Source organism: Methylobacterium oryzae (assembly GCF_021398735.1).
GTDB lineage: Bacteria > Pseudomonadota > Alphaproteobacteria > Rhizobiales > Beijerinckiaceae > Methylobacterium.
Map to the genome: position 1 here is coordinate 4,692,800 of NZ_CP090349.1, position 16,752 is coordinate 4,709,551.

13 protein-coding genes are annotated in these 16,752 nt (G+C 72.0%); 4 read left to right on the top strand and 9 right to left on the bottom strand.

Translation table 11 applies throughout. From position 1 onward, the window contains the following. Positions 1–1,160 precede the first annotated feature (1,160 nt). Both LXM90_RS22380 and LXM90_RS22385 read left to right on the top strand, forming a co-directional pair. Positions 1,161–2,891 (top strand): methyl-accepting chemotaxis protein, encoded by a 1,731-nt coding sequence (locus LXM90_RS22380; RefSeq protein ID WP_106735903.1) that lies wholly within the window; start codon positions 1,161–1,163, stop codon positions 2,889–2,891. Between the two features lie 35 nt (positions 2,892–2,926). Further along, complete coding sequence (locus LXM90_RS22385) at positions 2,927–3,877, top strand: substrate-binding domain-containing protein (protein WP_042672214.1); 951 nt, start codon at positions 2,927–2,929, stop codon at positions 3,875–3,877. A 48-nt stretch (positions 3,878–3,925) separates the two neighbouring features. Here LXM90_RS22385 and LXM90_RS31940 read toward each other — a convergent pair whose 3' ends face one another. Next, complete coding sequence (locus LXM90_RS31940) at positions 3,926–4,054, bottom strand: hypothetical protein (protein ID WP_020091564.1); 129 nt, start codon at positions 4,052–4,054, stop codon at positions 3,926–3,928. Between the two features lie 55 nt (positions 4,055–4,109). On the opposite strand from LXM90_RS31940, the gene LXM90_RS22390 reads away from it, so the two are divergent. Together LXM90_RS22390 and cydB are read left to right on the top strand one after the other, a co-directional pair. Then, positions 4,110–5,552 (top strand): cytochrome ubiquinol oxidase subunit I, encoded by a 1,443-nt coding sequence (locus tag LXM90_RS22390; protein WP_020091563.1) that lies wholly within the window; start codon positions 4,110–4,112, stop codon positions 5,550–5,552. 4 nt (positions 5,553–5,556) lie between these two features. Beyond that, positions 5,557–6,570: a cytochrome d ubiquinol oxidase subunit II gene (gene cydB / locus LXM90_RS22395; RefSeq protein ID WP_020091562.1), complete on the top strand. Its 1,014-nt coding sequence runs from the start codon at positions 5,557–5,559 to the stop codon at positions 6,568–6,570. Between the two features lie 72 nt (positions 6,571–6,642). Here cydB and LXM90_RS22400 read toward each other — a convergent pair whose 3' ends face one another. From LXM90_RS22400 to LXM90_RS22435, 8 genes are all read right to left on the bottom strand, one after another. Next, positions 6,643–7,467, bottom strand: coding sequence for an alpha/beta hydrolase (locus LXM90_RS22400; RefSeq protein WP_020091561.1), 825 nt, complete (start codon positions 7,465–7,467; stop codon positions 6,643–6,645). A 64-nt stretch (positions 7,468–7,531) separates the two neighbouring features. Further along, on the bottom strand, positions 7,532–8,815 hold the full coding sequence (locus LXM90_RS22405; protein WP_234081055.1) for a hypothetical protein: 1,284 nt from the start codon (positions 8,813–8,815) through the stop codon (positions 7,532–7,534). Further along, entirely contained in the window at positions 8,812–10,596 is a 1,785-nt protein-coding gene (locus LXM90_RS22410) for an alpha/beta fold hydrolase (RefSeq protein WP_234081056.1), read from the bottom strand. Before LXM90_RS22410 ends, LXM90_RS22405 begins: the two co-directional genes overlap by 4 nt. Further along, positions 10,586–13,021, bottom strand: a complete 2,436-nt coding sequence (locus tag LXM90_RS22415; RefSeq protein WP_234081057.1) for a glycosyl hydrolase 2 galactose-binding domain-containing protein — start codon at positions 13,019–13,021, stop codon at positions 10,586–10,588. Before LXM90_RS22415 ends, LXM90_RS22410 begins: the two co-directional genes overlap by 11 nt. An 8-nt stretch (positions 13,022–13,029) precedes the next feature. Then, complete coding sequence (locus tag LXM90_RS22420) at positions 13,030–14,001, bottom strand: DUF1839 family protein (RefSeq protein WP_020091557.1); 972 nt, start codon at positions 13,999–14,001, stop codon at positions 13,030–13,032. A gap of 4 nt (positions 14,002–14,005) precedes the next feature. Further along, the gene (locus LXM90_RS22425) at positions 14,006–14,962 is read right to left on the bottom strand and encodes an amino acid--[acyl-carrier-protein] ligase (protein ID WP_020091556.1); all 957 of its coding nucleotides are present in this window, start codon (positions 14,960–14,962) and stop codon (positions 14,006–14,008) included. Beyond that, entirely contained in the window at positions 14,962–16,125 is a 1,164-nt protein-coding gene (locus LXM90_RS22430; RefSeq protein WP_020091555.1) for an acyl-CoA dehydrogenase family protein, read from the bottom strand. Before LXM90_RS22430 ends, LXM90_RS22425 begins: the two co-directional genes overlap by 1 nt. Then, positions 16,122–16,370 carry an acyl carrier protein gene (locus LXM90_RS22435; protein WP_170855117.1) on the bottom strand — a complete coding sequence of 83 codons (249 nt, stop codon included), beginning with the start codon at positions 16,368–16,370 and terminating at the stop codon, positions 16,122–16,124. Before LXM90_RS22435 ends, LXM90_RS22430 begins: the two co-directional genes overlap by 4 nt. Between the last annotated feature and the right edge of the window lie 382 nt (positions 16,371–16,752).

Below are 16,752 nucleotides of genomic sequence, written 5' to 3' on the forward strand. Positions count from 1 at the left end.
CTGAACACGCCCCGCCGCGGAGCGATCATCGAGCTCCGAGATGCTGTCAGCCAATACCGGCGATCATTCGTCCAGGTTTCAGGCTGCGTTCTGACCAGAGGCCGATCTTCGACGAAGCACCTCCGAGCCGCACGCGAAGCTTCGGCCTTGATCACCCCGAGCGACAATCCGGCCGCGTCGACGTTCGCGATCATCCCGAGCCGGCCGAATGCCGGATGGCGGTTTCGGCAGGATCCGAGCGTCGTCGGGCCCGGTTCGACCTGCACCATCCGCCGGCGATCCGGAAAACGCCAGCGGTAGGGCGGCGGACGCGCCCGCCCAGGGGGCCTCGCATACGCCCCACGCCGGGCCGGAGTCCGACCCTTGTTTCGGTTCGGCTAACCGTCGCTGCCCCGGTCGCCTACCCGTGGCCGCACTTCGTTGTGTGGGAGACGGATGCGTGGCGGGACAAAGCTTGCGGAAGGCAGGACGGCTGAAGCGGCTCTGGCCCGGGCGCGCGGCTGCCCTTCCGCCGGCACCGCGTTCGCCGGGACTGGCCGACCTGCCTGAACCGCCGCCGCCGCGCGGTCTCACGGCCTCCGAGCTGATCGCCATGGCGCGCCAAGCCCGGGCCATGTCCGATCAGAGGGATCCGGCAAAAACCACGAGCGTTTCCTGAGGTCCGCCGCACGCTGTCGGGAGGTCGTCATGGGGCTGGTCGCCTTCATCGTCTTCGTCTGTCCCTGGATGGGCATCGCCGGCCTGCTGTGGATGCGGGCACAGCAGGCCAAGCCGCTCTGATCGAGCCTCCGTCGCCGCGTCGCCCGGCGATCGTCTCGGCTGCGATATGCCCTCCGAGCAGCCCGCCCGGAGGCACGCCATGGCCCGCGCGTCGGCCTGTATCGAGCCGGTCCTGAAGCTCACTGACGAGCGCGGCCGCGAGACTCTCCGGCAGCGACAGAATCGGACGCCTAGCAGCTTCCCCTACAATAATGCATCGCCCTCTCGCTCGCCATTCCGATATTTGTCTTATATAGTTTGATTGTGTAAATTATAAGTCTGCCGATATAAGCCTATGATCCAGCTTAACCGAGGGTCGAAGCGAAATTTCAAAAATTTTGACGCATTTGTTGGCCCACTGAAGGCAATTGATTTTTCCCGGTAGGTAAAATAGATGCACCATGGTGATCCTTCCTAGGGTCAGGATTGTGGTGCCATTCATTATTCGAACAACCCATCGCTGCACCCTGCGTTTCAGAACGATCCTGATCGTCTTCGCAGGATCGATGACCTCGCTCACATTTGTAATTGTCTACGTCCTGCTATTGCAGGTCGGAGCGATCGACGCTGCCAGCCGCACTCTGGCTCAGGAGATCGGGGCTGCCCGGGCTCTCGGCACCATGAAGCAGCGGACACAGGAGCTCGGTGCGTCGGAACGTCTCGCGCGCGCCGTATCGACCGAGGCCGACCCTCGAGAGGACATCGACCGGACAATTGAGCCGCACGAGGCATTCCTGAAGGCCTGGACCGCCTATGTGTCGACGATCAGGACGGCGGACGAGCGGGAGCGCGCTCGAGGTCTGTGGGACGCGTGGCAGCATTTCCTCGCCGTGGAGGCGGAAGCGGCCGCCCTCGACAGGGCTGGGGAACGTGATCTCGCCGACAGGGTGCGGGCGACGGCGCTTCAGGCCGACGCGGCAGCCGTCGCACGGGATGTCGACGCGCTGCTGACCGACCGCGACGCCGCGGTCGCCGAGCAACTCGGAGCTGTCGACGCCGCCGGCTCGACCTTGCGCCCGAGCCTCGTGGCCGGCTTGTCCGCCGCTGCGCTGGCTGCCCTGGTCCTGGTGCAGGCCATCCTGCGCGGCGTCGCGCAGCCGATGACAGCGCTCGCCTGCGCCATGCAGCGACTGGCCGACCACGATCTCACCGTCGCGGTCCCGGCGGCAGCGGTCTGCACCGAACTCGGCGTCATGGCGGCCGCGACGAGAGCTGTTCAGGAAACGCTGCGGCAGGCCGTGTTGCGGGACGCGGAGGCCGATCGGTCGCGCGCTCAGAGCGAGCAGCGCCGCGCCGTGATCGAGTACGCGACCGAGCGGGTCGAGACCATGATCGGCGGCATGGTCGAGGCAGTGTCTTCGACCGCCGCGGCACTGCGCGTCACCGCCGACGACGTGGGCCAAGCGATCCGCGATGGGGCGGTTCGAACGACCACGTTAGGCGCCGCGCTCGCGCAGACGCGATCGAAGGTCCGGCAGATCACCGTCTCTGCCGACACGTTCGGCGCGGCGGTCGAAGAGGTTGGGGCGCAGGCCGAGGCCACCGCGGCCCTGGCCGGAAGCGCCGCGGCGGACGCGGCCCGGACGACCACCCGCGTTCAGGCGCTGAGCAGCGCCGTCGACCGGATCGGCGACGCGGTCCGCCTCATCGCCAAGATCGCCGCACAGACGAACCTGCTGGCCCTCAACGCCACGATCGAGGCCGCCCGGGCCGGCGACGCGGGCCGCGGCTTCGCGGTGGTCGCCTCCGAAGTGAAGGCCCTGGCCGCGCAGACCAGGGAGGCCACCGAGATCATCGGCCAGCACGTCTCCGAGATCCGAGGCTCGACCGACGCGGCGGTGTCGGCGATCGCGGGCATCACGGCGCGGGTCGAGGACATGAGCCGCGCGGCGAACGTTATCGTCGAGTCCGTGGAGCGGCCGGGTGCGACCGCGCGGGAGATCGTGACGGCCATCGCGGAGGCGACCGACGGCACCGAGGAGTTCGACGCGGAGGGCGCGGGCGTCACCGAGATCCCCGAGGCGGCCGAGCCGACGACGGCCGTGTTGACCGCGGCCGACGGCCTGACCCAGGACGCCGCCCGTCTCGGCGAGGCGCTCGCTGGCCTCCTGGAGAGCCTCCGTGCGGCGTGAGGCGGGCCCGCTGAGAGCGGGACGGAACTGGCCGCATGAACTGGATTGAGTGGGCACGCGGCCGCTCGATCGGCGGGTCGCTCCGGAGGGGATCCCTCGTCCTCGCTCTCGCGGCTTGGGCGCTGCCGGCCTCGGCCACCACCATCGCGTTCCTGACACCGGTAGGCGTCGCCCGGCGCCTGCACGACGGCCTCGACGAGCAGGCACGCGCGCGGGGCGTCGCGACTCGCTTCGCCTACGCGCCCGACGGTGCGGGCGACGAGCAGATCGCGCAGGCGCGGCGGCTGATCGCCGAGAGAGCCGACGCTCTCGTGGTCGTGCCGGTCGACTCCGCGGCGCGCGAGGAGATCACCCGGCTGGCCCTGGAAGCCGACGTACCACTCGTCCTCATCGGCCACGGCGCACGGACCGACTGGTTCGCCGGACGCGTCACCCAGGTCATGCCGAGCGATCTCGTTGCCGGGCGGCTGCAGATGCGCAAGCTCGCCCAGATGTCGGGTGGGGCCGGACGCGTCGCGATCCTCGCGGGCAGCGCCACCGATCCCGTCTCGGCGCTCCGCAGCAGGGGTGCCAGGGAGGTGCTGGCGGAGAGCCCGCGCCTCCGCCTCGTCGCGGAGGCCGCGACGGATGCGAGTCGCGCGACGGCGCGGGCCACCGTCGCCGGGTGGCTCGCCCGAGGCATCGGCATCGACGCGATCGCCGCGACCAGCGACGAGATGGCGCTCGGCGCCGCCGAGGCGGTCGAGGCTGCCAGGATTCCGGCGGGCCGGATCCGCATCGGCGGGTTGGATGCCACCGCCGAGGGCATGCAGGCGATGCAGGACCTGCGCCTCGCCGTGACGATCTTCCAGGACGCGGGCGTCCAGGGCCGGCGCGCGGTCGACGACGCCCTGGCGCTGATCCGACGCGAGCTGGTTCCGCCCAGCGACTGGGTCCCGTCCGAGCTGATCACGGACCGCATGTCGACCACGCACTTCTCGCGCTAGACCGCGCCGGCGGGCAAACGCCAGTCGTCCCGGCGCCGGTTCGGCCCGTCAGTGCGCCATGAGGCAGCAGAGGGTGCTCGCCTGCAGGATGTCGCGGGTGGCGCGGGCGAGGGCCTTGATCCAGCGCAATCGCGCCGACGCCCTCAGATTCACGGCACCGGCCTTGAGCTGAATCAACGCGTCGCGATCCGTGCCACGGCAGAGCTGCCGCGTTCGTCCCCTGGAGACCGCGATGTCCGCCCTCGAACTGCCGAGTGCAGTCAATCTCGCGCGAGCCCAATTCGCGCTCACCGTCGTCTGGCACTTCCTGTTCCCGGCCTTCACCATCGGGCTCGCGAGCTACCTCGCCGTGCTCGAAGGCTTCTGGCTGCGCACCGGGAAGGCCGTCTATCTGGACACCTACCGCTACTGGCTCCGCATCTTCGCGGTTGCCTTCGCGATGGGCGTCGTGTCCGGCCTGGTCATGAGCTACCAGTTCGGCACGAACTGGTCGGTCTTCGCCGACCGGACGGCGCCGGTGCTCGGGCCGCTTCTCGGCTACGAGGTGCTCACGGCCTTCTTCCTGGAGGCGGGCTTCCTCGGCGTCATGCTGTTCGGCCTGGAGCGGGTCGGCAAGGGGCTCCACTTCCTGGCGACCTGCCTCGTCGCCGTCGGCACCCTGACCTCCGCGTTCTGGATCCTCTCGGCCAATTCCTGGATGCAGACACCCACCGGCCACGTCGTCGCGCCGGACGGCCGCTTCAACCCGGCCGACTGGTGGGCGATCGTCTTCAACCCGTCCTTCCCCTACCGCTTCGCCCACACGGTCACCGGCGCCTACCTCACCACCGCGATGATCGTCGGCGCCGTGGGCGCGTGGCACCTGCTGCGGGACCGGGCCAATCCCCGGGCCCGGCTGATGTTCTCGATGGCCATGTGGATGGCCGCCGCTGTGGCTCCGGCCCAGCTGGTGATCGGCGACCTGCACGGCGGCAATTCCTACGCGCACCAGCCCGCCAAGGTCGCCGCCATGGAGGGTCATTTCCAGACGGAGCGCCGGGCCCCCGCGATCCTGTTCGGGTGGCCGGACGCGGAGGCGGGCGCGGTGCGGGGCCGGATCGAGATTCCCGGCCTCGCCAGCCTCTACCTGACCCACGATCTCGACGGTGAGGTCCGCGGGCTCAACGACATGCCGCGCGACCTCTGGCCGACCAACCTCCCCCTGGTGTTCTGGTCGTTCCGGATCATGGTCGGCCTCGGCCTGCTGATGATCGCCCTCGGTCTCGCCGCGCTCTGGCTGCGCCACCGCGGGCGGCTCTACGACACGCCCTGGCTGCACCGCTTCGCGGTCGGCATGGGGCCGTCCGGCCTGATCGCGGTCACGGCCGGCTGGACGGTGACCGAGGCGGGGCGTCAGCCCTTCACCGTCTACGGCGCGCTGCGCACCGTCGACAGCGTGTCACCGGTGGCGGCCCCGGCCGTCGCCGCCTCGCTGGCGGCCTTCGCGGCGGTCTACCTCGCGGTGTTCGGCGCGGGCATCTGGTACCTCCTGCACCTGTTCAATCAGGCGCCGCACGCCCACGAGCCCGGCCCGCCGCCCGGACAGCCGATCCGCACCGCCGGCATCACGCCCGCCCCCGCCCTCGTCGCCGGCGCTCCGACTGCCGGCCGCCCCCTCGCGCAGCCCGCGGAGTAGCCCGATGCCCCTCGATCTCACGCTCATCTGGGCGCTTCTCATCGCCACGGCGGTCTTCCTCTACGTGGTGATGGACGGCTTCGACCTCGGGGTCGGCATCCTGTTCCCGGCGGTGCGCGGCAAGGCGGACCGGGACGTCATGGTCAACACCGTGGCGCCGGTCTGGGACGGGAACGAGACCTGGCTCATCCTCGGCGGCGGCGGGCTGTTCGCGGTGTTCCCGCTGGCCTACGCCACGATCCTGCCGGCGCTCTACATGCCGCTGATCCTGATGCTCCTCGCGCTGGTCTTCCGCGGCGTCGCCTTCGAGATGCGGTTCCGCGCGGCCTCGCCCGCGAGCCAGCGGACCTGGGACCGGTCCTTCTCGTGGGGCAGCTACGTGGCGACTTTCTGCCAGGGCATCTGCCTCGGGGCCCTGGTCCAGGGCATCCGGGTCGAGGGTCGCGCCTACACGGGCGGCTGGTGGGACTGGCTGACGCCGTTCTCGGTGCTGACCGGGGCCGCCCTGGTCGCCGGCTACGGTCTGCTCGGCGCCTGCTGGCTGATCTGGAAGACGGAGGGCGAGCTCCAGCTCCGGGCCTACCGGCTCGCGCGCCGGCTCGGCCTCGTCACGCTGGCGGCCATCGTGGTCGTCTCGGCGGCGATGCCGATCCTCAGCGACGCGTTCCGCGCGCGGTGGTTGTCCTGGCCGAATCTCGCCCTGGCCGCGCCGGTGCCGGCGCTCGTCGCGCTGCTGGCGTGGCGCTTCTTCGTCGCGCTCGATCGGCGGGCCGAAGTGAAGCCGTTCCTCTGCGCCCTGGGCCTGTTCCTCATGTCGTATGTCGGGCTCGGCATCAGCCTGTGGCCGATGATCGTCCCGCCGGTGGTCACGATCTGGGACGCGGCGACCCACCCGAGCAGCCAGGCGTTCCTTCTGGCCGGCGCGGTGATCCTGGTCCCGATGATCCTGGCCTACACCGGCTACGTCTACTGGCTGTTCCGCGGCAAGGTCGCGGCGGGCGCGCCGGGCTATCACTGAGACCCGCGGCCCGTCGAATGGGGACGCAGGGATCGGCGCGCCGCGCCGGTCCCTGCCCTCGCGCGCTCGGCCTCACGGGCCGGCACGGGCGCCCTTAACGAAACGCGCGACGTCGTCCGCGACCGAGTACCGGAGACTGAACGGGAAGCTCATCGCGTGGACGATCTGCCCGTGCCCGAGACCCGGGTAGATCTTAATCGTCTCCCTGCCGTCGAAGCCGCGCAGCGCCCGGTCGAGCGACAGGGTTCCGGCGGGGTTGACGTCGAGATCCGCCGCGCCGGTGGCCAGCAGCATCGCCGGATGGGGATCGGCGGCGTGGTTGATCGGCTGCAGGGCCGGATCGCTGCCCGCGAACACCTGGCGATCCAGCGGATCGGTCAGCGCCGAAGTCGCGTAGGGTCCGGCCAGCCCGACGATCCCGGCGAGCTTGGCGGGACTGGAGCCGGCCCGCTGGAGCCAAGTCGCGTCGAGGCCCAGCATCGCGGCGGCCCAGGCCCCCGAGGAATGCCCCACGACGGTGACGCGGGCGGGATCGCCGCCGTACTCGGCCGCGTGCGCGAGGGTCCAGGCGACGGCGGCGGCGTTGTCCGCGAGGATGTCCTGGAGGCTCGCCGCCGGCACGTGGCGGTACTCGGGGATGACCGCGACGACGCCCCGCCGCGCGAAGGCCGCGCCCACGTAGGCAACCTCGTCCTTCGATCCGGTCCGCCACCCGCCGCCGTACAGGAACACGGCGACCGGACGCGGCTTCCCGGCGGCTGGCCGGTAGATGTCGGCGCGGTGCGCGCTCCCGTCGGCATAGGGGACGCCCTTGTCCACGTGGACTTCGAGCGGCGCCAGCGCGTTCAGGACCGCGAGGGTCAGGCCGACGATCGTGTCACCCAGGTAGCTCAGCATGGATCAGGCCTCCGCGAGAATCGGAGATCGGGCGCGTCACGGAACGACTCCGTCGGCGGCGACCCTAGGTGAGCTCGACGACGCCGAGGCGGTCCGTGACCGGGACCGGCACCCGCCTGTCCGCGGGAAGCTCCACCACGCTCACGGCGCCGTCGTCGTCGAAGCGATGGAGGCGCACCCGCCGGGGCTGCCGTGACAGCCGGAGCTCGGCGGTCTGCGCCGGCAAGTCCGGCCGGGGTGCCCGGCTACGCCGGTCCCAGCCGTCGAGGCCGAGCCAGATCGGGACGAGCGTCGCCCCGTCCCGCCGCGCGAACCGTGCGGTGATGAGATCGGGAACGGGGCTGCCGAGCGTGACGTCGCGATCGGCCGGAACGGCGGCGATCTCCCCGGCGGGGGCGCCGAACAGCCGGACGAGGTTGCGCACCGCCGCGAAGGCGGGTGTGGGGCGACCGTCGTGGGCGAGAAGGCCGAAGCGGCTCTCGGGATCGGCGTCGCCGCGGTCGAAGCTGGAGATCAGCTCGTACAGGTAGGTCCGCCGCACGCTCTGGAGGTAGCTCCAGAGCAGCATCCGCGGGAGGTAGCGGGCGCGCAGTCCCGGCGAGATCGGCAGGTGGGCGCTGCCGGTGGCGAGCGCCGTGTGGTAGCCGTTCTCGGTCGCGATCACGGGCGCGTCGCCGAAGACCGGGCGCGCGGCCGCGACGAAGCGCGCGAGGCTGCCGCCGCCGTCGGTTTCCGGGTGCTCGGCCCCGGGATAGGCGTGGATGTTGGCGAGGTCGACGACCGCCGCGAGGTTCTGCGCCGCCGCGACGTTACCCTGGATGTAGCTCGGTCCGGCCACACGCACGGCCTCGGCCCGCGTGTCCGCCCGCACCGCGCGGAACAGGGCCGCCTGATGATCGGCCGAGAGCCGCGCGAGGCCCGGCCGCGCCGCGACCGGCGGCTCGTTGCCGCCCTCCGCCACGATGAGCCCGTCGCCGGCCCAGCCGGCGATCTCGGCGAAGCGCTCCGGCGGCACCCGCGGCCCCGGCGTGAGCCCGTCGTAGAAGATCAGGCTGAAACGGTAGCCCCGGTCGGCCAGATCGGCGATGCGCTCGAACTGCCCGGCCGGCTCGTCGCCGACGAGCACGATGTCGTCGCGCAGGTGCCGGATCCCGAGTTCGTCGAGCGCCTGGGCGCAGGCGGCGAAGCGGTCGACGTAGGGGGTGCCGCGATGGCCGAGATGCACGTTGACGCCGATCGAGTCGATCAGCGCCTCGCAGCGGTGCAGCGGCTCGGCCGCGGCGGCCCGCCCGGTCGCGAAGACGCCCGCCGCCAGGGCGAGGGCCGACCGGCGCGTGAGACGGGTCACGTCCGGCCCGCCAGGGTGAGACCGCTTCCCGGCGCGGCGGCCTTCGCCGCGACGGTGCGCGTCGCGTGGGCGCGGCGGACGGCGCGCAGGAGGTCCTGCAGCGCCTCCGCGACCCGGGCCTGGGCCTGGCGGGAACCGAAATTGTGGTCCACGCCCGGTACCACCGTCACGGGCGCTCCGACACGGCGGTCGGCCGGTCCGGGCGAGCGTCCCAGATGGCGGCGGACGGCCGCGAGGCCCGGATCGCCCGCGCTGAAGAGCAGGCGGATCTCCGCGCCCCGCCGACGGAGGGCCGCGACCCGCCGGGCGGGCGAGCCCCCGAGCGGACCGGGGCGGAGAGCCCGGCGCAGGCGGCGGATCCCGGCCTCGATGCCGCGCCGGGCGAGGACCGAGGCGATGGCGGCGATCCGGATCTCGCCGCGGATCAGCCGGCGCCAGGTCGCGCCCCGCTTGAGCAGGGCCGCGTAGGTGGACGCGCTTCCGAAGGTCTGCCGGATGACCTGTTCGAGGTCCTGATCCGGGTCCCAGTCGAAGCAGTAGAGGTTGAGCAGGAGCGCGCCGTCGATCCGGCGGTCCCGGCAGAGCGCGTGGAAGGCCGCGTAGGCGCCGCTGCACCCGCCCACCAGCAGGATCGGGCCGCCCGCGCCGGCGATCAGGTCGACCGCCGCCGCGACGTCGGCGAAGCCGTCCCCGGCGAAGAGGGGCTTGCGGCCGTCCGGCCGCTCGTCGCTGTCGCCGATGCCGCGCAGGTCGAACCGGACCGACGCGATCCCCTCCGCGGCGAGGCGCCGGGCGAGATCCGTGGTCTGGCGCCCCCATCCGGAATGCACGCTCATGCCCGTCGAGACGAACAGGATCGTCGGCGCCGCGCTTTCCGCCCGGTCGGGCCGGCAGCGGATGCCGATCAGGCCGCGCCCGAAGCGGACCGGCGCCTCCGCCCAGCCCGGTCCGGTCAGCCCGTTCCGGCGCCCGTCGATGGCGATGCCGCCGGGTCGCGGCCCGGCGGCCGCCATCCCGTCGGTCGCGAAGCCGATGACGCGGGCGAAATCCGCGGTCGGGACATCCGAGAAGATCGGATCGGCGACGAGCGCCGCGAGACCCGGGAACGCTCCCGTCGCCACGTCGCAGCCGAGAGCGCCGAGGTTCGCGGCCAGCGCCTTGGTCTCGGGTGCGAGGAGCAACGCGTGGCGGGCCGGCGCCCGCGCGAGCCGCGCGAGGTTCAGGTCGGCGAGATCGGTGAGGAACGCCGCCTCCATCCGGAAGCCGCCCACGGTGAGGCTGTCCGGCTCCTGCGCCGGGGCGGACCCGTCCGGCAGGCGGCCGATCGTCTGCGCCCGCAGCCGCATCTCGCGCAGATACGCGCGCCCGGTCGTGACCGGCGCCAGCAGGACGAGGCGGTCGACGGCCTCCGCCTCGCCGGCCAGAGCCGCGAAGGTCGCGCCGAGCCGCAGGCCGACGACGACGATCTCCGCGACGCCGGTCGTCGCGCGCAGGTACGCGACGGCCCCACGCACCGCAGCGACGCAGCCAGCGACCCGCGCCTCGTCCAGATCGGCCGAGTCGCCCTCGCCCGGATAGTCGAAGCGCAGCGTCGGGCAGCCCGCCGCGGCGAGGCCCTCGGCCAGGGAGCGCCAGGGCCGATGCGCGGCCATCTGCTCGAAGCCGTAGGCCCCACAGAGGACGACGCCCCGCGTCCCGGCCGCCGGATGAAGCCACCCGAACAGCCCGTCGAAGGTCACCGGCACCGACACCGCGGCCTCGGACCCGACTTCACCCGTCATGACCGAATTCCACGATCTCGTCGCTGTTGATGGCCCGCACGCGCCCGCGCGGGAGCCGGGCGGCCTCCGCGAAGGAGATGATCCGGCTCGACCTCGGGGCGAGGTGGAAGCCGCTGTCGGCCGGCCGTGCCCCCGGGGCCAGCACCTGGACGCCGCGGGCGAAGCGCTCGGTGCTGATCCGCAGACCCGGCCCCGCCTCGGTCGCGACAGCTTCGGCCCGGAGGCCGACGGTCGACCGGTCGAGCGGCCCCGCGCTCAGGACGTGGAAGCTGTCGGCGATCACGCGCCCGTCGGCGTCGGTCAGCCGCGCGTGCGCGAGATCGTGGATCCGGGGCCCGAAGCGGTAGCTGTCGGTGGCGTCGAAGAAGCGCCCGAGAAGGGTCGCGGAGGTGAACGTGAGCGCCGCCCGCGGGCCAACCACGAGATCGCGCTCGGCGCGCGCCGCGACGCGGCCCGCCACATCGCAGAAGATCAGGGACAGCGTCAGCGCCCGGGCCGTCGCCGTCTCGTTGAGGACGTGGACATGGAGGCCGTCGAGGCCCTCATCGGTCAGGAGGACTTGGACCGGGCGGAAGGCGCGCCTCATCGCGTACCAGGCCGATTTCGGGCGCTGCGTCCAGTCGATCACGCCCCAGCCGGCTCCGGGCGCGAGGTCGCGCATCATCAGGACGAGGCCGCCGGCCGTCGGCGAGCGCGGCCGGCGCCACTCGGAGAAAGTCGCCTCCATGACCTCGGCCACCGCGGCGCGGCCGAGCTCGAGGTAGCGGTCCGGGTCCTCGGCGCGCAGGGACGCCGGATCGACGCCGTAGAGCGCGCCGACGTAGTGGTCGCGCACCGTCTCGAAGTCCCAATCGGTGCCGCGGTCCTGCGGGATGCCGGCCTGCCAGAGCGGGTCGGCCGGTCCGGTCGGGCCCAGCGTGCCGGGTTCGGGCGGGTTGGCGAAGGCGAGGCACTCGCTGGCGAACCCGACCTCGGCCCGGCGGGCATCTTCCAGGGGCCGTCGATAGGCGCCGACGCCGAAATAGTGCGTGCAACCCCCGCGCGGCGAGAACGGCAGGTCGCCGCCGGAGGGCGAGTTCGGCACGACGACGAGATCGGGCCGCCGCGCTGCCACCCGCTCCGCCAGCGTCTCCGCGCAGTAGGCGTCGGCCCAGACGGCGCGCGGCGCCCCGAGCATCGCCGCCTGCTGCCAGACCTCGCTGCCGCCGCAGACCACGCAGAGCGACGGCGCGGTCTGCGTGCGGTCGAGGAATCCGGTCAACTCGCGGTCGAGCGCGGCCGCGAAGGCCGGTTCGACGTGCGGGTAGTCGAAGTTGGCGAGCATCAGGTCCTGCCAGACCAGGATGCCGAGCTCGTCGCAGAGATCGTAGAAGTCCGGGGCCGGATAGAGCGTCGTCCCGGGCACGCGCAGCATGTTCATGCCGGCCTCGCGCGCCAGCTCGAGCGAGGCGCGGGTGCCGTCCGAGCCCAGCCCGACGAGGTCCGGCGGCGTCCAGACGGCGCCTCGGCAGAAGAGCGGCACGCCGTTCACGGCCAGCGCGAGCCCCTCCGCGAACGGTCGCGTGAGCGACAGGGTCCGGAAGCCGACGCGGCCCAGGTCGATTTGCGCCCCGTCGACGCGGACTTCGACCGGGTGGAGGTTCGGTGCGCCGTGGGTATGCGGCCACCAGGGCGCGATGCCGGGCAGCGCCAGCGCGCCCGCGAACAGGCCCGGCTCGACCTCCGCGAGCGGGGCTTCGCCGCCGCCGCATCGGAGGAGGACGATGCCGACCGGACCGTCGACCCGCAGGCGCACGGCCACCCGGCCGACGTCGCCGTCGAGGGTCGTACGCACATCCGCGGCGCTCGCGCGGGGGCGGACCGGCTCGACGGTTATCGGGCGGTAGGGCCCGACGAGGTCGATCTCGGGACACCAGCCCGGCATGAAGCCGAGGACGCTGGTGCGCACATGGCGCAGCGACCCGGGCGTGATCATCCGCGGCCGCCAGCGCCCGCGCTTGGCCGGGCGGTCGAGTTCCGCGCGGAGCGCGCGGAAGCACAGCGCGAGGTCGGAGGCGCCGCCGAGGTCCACGTCGACGACGTGCTCCTCGAACATTGCGCGGGCGCACAGGACTGGGACACCGTCGAGCCAGACCTCGGCGAGGGTGGCGAGGCCCCTGAAACGCAGCCGGGCCGGGCCAGAACCGGAGATGCGTGTCCGATACCAGACGTCGCGGTCGTGGATCGGCTCCGGCGCCGCCTCGCTCCAGCGTCCGGCGGCTCGAAGGGCGTCGGCGGCGGTGCCCGGAACCTCGGCAGCGATCCAGCCGGTGACCTCATCAAGATTGCCGGGACCCGCGCAGGCGCCCGCCGGCGTCGCGGCGAGTCGCCAGGGTCCGAACCGGACCTCCGGCGCGCGGTCGTCGACGCTGCGGATGCGGGCCACGACGCCTCTCAGCGGTCCAGCGCGCGGTCGAGATCCGCGAAGACGCGGTCGTAGGTCGCCGCGAGGCGGTCGAGGCGCGGCGCCAGGCCCTCGGCCGAGCGGCGATGGAACGCGCGGGCGAGCTGGAACTGGAAGGCCTTGGCCTCGCGGCTCAGGTCCGCGGCGGCCGCGGCGGCTGGCCCGAATCCGTCGGCCTCCCGGTCCTCGAGCCACGTGAGATGGCTGGCGAGCATCTCGAAGTTGCCGCCAAGCTGGCGCGTCGTGTTGAAGGCATAGGCGTGGAACACGCTGAGCGGCCGGACGACCAGCTCCGCGGCCGTCGCCGCGAGGGTGTCGCGGAACGCCAGGACGGGGTTGCGCCGGGGCGCCCGGGCGCGATGCCGGACGAGCAGTTCGCGCGCGACCGCCGGCAGATCCGCCGCGCCGAGCGACGGTGCGACGGTCTTCACGAACTCGGCGTAGGGCGGCAGCGTCGCCGGCCCGAAGATCCCGGCGTAATCCTTCCCGGCGAGGCGGAAGCGACCCGCATTGTGCAGGTAATCGAGCTCCTGCGCGGCCGGATCGAGGGCCAAGATCCCGATCGTGGTCTTGCCGTGCTCGCGTCCGTAGGTGGTCCCCTGGGTGTCCGGCAGGTAGATCGCGTCGACCTCGACCAGCACCGGCCGGCCGGCCGCGGCCTGGATCACGGCGTGGTTCTCGAGGCCGCCGTAGACCGCGAGTTCCAGCACCTCCAGACCGTAGAGGCGCTCGATATCACCGGTCGGCGGTTTGAAGAAGGTGAACTGGTCGCCCTCGAAATCCTGCCGCAGGGTGAAGCCCAGCATCGCCTCCGGCACGAGGCCGCGTCCGTGCAGGAGCTCGATCCAGAGGTCGACGTAGCAGTTCGTCTCCGGCCAGTCGCGGCCGGAATCGTGGAGCGGGTGCGGGACGTAGGGTCCCGCGGCTCTGAGACCCTCCGGCAGGCGCAGCGCGGCGGTCACCGCCTCAGCCCCACAGCTCGGCGCGCACGGCGGCCGGCCACGCGGCGAGATCGAGCCCGTGGTGGCGCAGGAGCGCCAGCGTGATCCGCTCCAGGCCGAAACCGACGCAGGCCGTGTGGGCGACCTCGCCGTCGGCCTGGCGCAGCTCCCAGGTGCTGCCGAAATGGTCCTGGTGATAGTTGAAGCTGAGGCAGGCCGTCGGCTTGTCGACGCTGTTGACCGGGACGTTCAGCTCGAACTTCAGTCCCTGCGCCCGCTGGTTGTTGGCGAGCATCCGGCCGGCGCGGCCGAAGAACGGGTCGTTGGCCGCGTCGATCGCGAGCGGGAGACCGAGGGCGCGGATCATGGCCGTGCCGCGCTCGAGCCAGGCTTCGCGGAAGGCCAGGACCTGCTCGGGGCTGCCCATGCGCACGTATTCGCGCATCCGGAACAGCTGCATCCGGGTCGGCTCGAGCGAGGGCTCGCGCCGGAAGCAGTAGGATTGCAGGTCGAACAGGCGGCCTTCGGCCGGCAGCGCGCCCCGCGCGGCGGCGACCGGGTAGACCGGGTAGCAGGCCGCGGGCGTCAGCACGATGTCGGTGGCCTCCTGCTGCCCGGTCCAGTCGGTCCCGGCTTCGAGGCAGGCGAGGATCTCGGCGTGGCCGCGCGCGTCGCCGCAGAAGCTGTGTACGGTGCCGGCGAGGTTCGGGAAGCCCTTCAGGTAGCCGCTGCGCTCGAAGGCCGGGCGGCTCATGGCCGGCGGGAAGCGCAGCACTTCGGCCTCCTCGGCGGCTCCGAGTCGCGTGATCATCCGGTCGAGGGCGTCGACGACGCTCTCGAATCCGCCGCTGCGGCCGTAGAGGCCGTCGACGCCGGTTCGGACGAGCAGGCCGTGGTCGAACAGGCGGTCGAGGAAGGTGGGACCGCCGGCCGGCTCGTCCTCGAGCACGACGTCGCCGGGGGGAGAGGAGATCGATTCCATCACGCGCTCATGAGCTGGCCGCTGCCCTTCTGCACGAGCAGGAGCTTGGCGGTGTTGGCGAGGATGCGGTCATTGCCGATCATCAGCGGCGCGGAGAGGACGTCGCGCAGCGGCCGGCCCAGGCTGAAGGGCGTGTCGTTGCGGTAGCCGGCGAGGCCGACGATCGCGAGCGCCCGCCGGACGATGTCGACCGCCATGTCGGAGACGGTGATCTTCAGGTTGTTGAGCATCACGCAGAAGCCGACGGAGCCGATCGTGTCGGCGTCGCCGTGCGCGTCCTCGAAGCGGCGCAGGGCCGACACGATGGTGCCGCGCATGGCCTGATGCGCGCTGGAGACCTCACCGAGGCGCGTCGCGGTCGGCGGCACCTGCCCGGGCCGGCGCCGCGCCTCGGCCTGCACGAAGGCGCGGGCGCGGTCGACCGCGTAGGTCGCGATCCCGTACCAGACGCTGCTCCACAGGAGGTGCGATGAGGCCAGCATCGACTGGGCGGCGATCTCCGCGAACGGCTTCGGGAGGATCTGCTCGACCGGGACATTCCGCGCCTCCAGGCGGAAGCCGTCGCTGCAGGTCCCGCGCATCCCGAGCGTGTCCCAGTCGCCCGTTCGCGCGAGGGAGATCTGGTCGGCCATCAGCGCGACGAGGACCTGATCGGACGTCGCGGCGTCCGGATGGCGCCGGGCTGTGGCGAGAATCAGGTCGGCGTGGGCGCCGTAGGAGATCACCGACGCGTCCTTGCCGAGGGCGAAGACCTCGCCGGTCGTCTCCACGGCGCAGAGGCTGTTGCGCAGGTCCCCGCCGATGCCCGCCTCCGTGGTCGAGGAGGCGACCAGCAGCTGCTCGCGCGCGATGCGCTCCATCAGGCGCCCGTGCCACGGGCTGTCGATGCCGTGGGTCACGAGGCTGGAGACCTTGATGTGGTGCATCGCGAAGACCATCGCGGCCGCGCTGCAGGCCTGCCCGAGCGTGCTGCACAGCTCGGCGATCTGCGTCAGCCCCGCCCCCTCCCCGCCGAACTGGCCCGGGATCTGGAGGCCGAGTAGCCGCTCGGACCTCATCGCGGCCACGGCCTCCTCGGGAAAGCGGCCTTCGCGGTCGACGGCGTCGGCGTGGTGCGCCGCCACCGCCGCGGCCCGCTCGGCGCGCGCGGCGAGCGTGCTCATGCGGCTTCCTGCTGGATGAGGGTGGAGACGGCCTCGCGGATCGCGCGGATCGACGAGAACGACTTGCGGTTCAGGAGCTCGTCGGGGAACTCGATGCTGAAGCGCTCCTCGAGGCCCAGCATCAGCTGGACGGAACCGAACGAGTCCAGCCCGAGATCGAACAGGCTGTCATCCTCGGAGAGCTGGTCGGCCTTCCCGGCGAAGGCTTCGTTCGCCCCGAGAATCTCACGGATGTCTTGAGCGATGTTCAAGGCGGAACTCCTTATTCCAGTTATCACGACGCTATTGAACGGATCGGCTCGGCGTCAAATTATCTATTGATTAATAGTAAATAGCGGTCCGTAGAGGGCGACACAGGGTTGCGCGCCGTGCAAACAGGAACCGGATGTGGCCGGCGGCTTACATTCGGCGGCGCGACCTTTACGATCACTTTCCAGCTCTTGCTTTCGTGATCGTCCGTCCAGAGATTTCGCGGATTTAGCAACTCATGCGTGTAAATGCCCCGCCTGATCTTAAATTCGAGACCCGGGCCATTTAGGACGTTTCCGGACTCGTCGTGACGCGGCGGGGCCATCTCGGCCATAAGGGCGCGACGTCGCCCTTCCCGGGCGGGCCCAGCGATCAGCC

Bases quoted from the DNA above. Each gene is read 5' to 3' on its own strand.
- LXM90_RS22380 (WP_106735903.1), top strand. From the start codon at position 1,161: ATGGTGATCCTTCCTAGGGTCAGGATTGTGGTGCCATTCATTATTCGA.
- LXM90_RS22385 (WP_042672214.1), top strand. From the start codon at position 2,927: ATGAACTGGATTGAGTGGGCACGCGGCCGCTCGATCGGCGGGTCGCTC.
- LXM90_RS22390 (WP_020091563.1), top strand. From the start codon at position 4,110: ATGTCCGCCCTCGAACTGCCGAGTGCAGTCAATCTCGCGCGAGCCCAA.
- cydB (WP_020091562.1), top strand. From the start codon at position 5,557: ATGCCCCTCGATCTCACGCTCATCTGGGCGCTTCTCATCGCCACGGCG.
- LXM90_RS22400 (WP_020091561.1), bottom strand. From the start codon at position 7,467: ATGCTGAGCTACCTGGGTGACACGATCGTCGGCCTGACCCTCGCGGTC.
- LXM90_RS22410 (WP_234081056.1), bottom strand. From the start codon at position 10,596: ATGACGGGTGAAGTCGGGTCCGAGGCCGCGGTGTCGGTGCCGGTGACC.
- LXM90_RS22425 (WP_020091556.1), bottom strand. From the start codon at position 14,962: ATGGAATCGATCTCCTCTCCCCCCGGCGACGTCGTGCTCGAGGACGAG.
- LXM90_RS22430 (WP_020091555.1), bottom strand. From the start codon at position 16,125: ATGAGCACGCTCGCCGCGCGCGCCGAGCGGGCCGCGGCGGTGGCGGCG.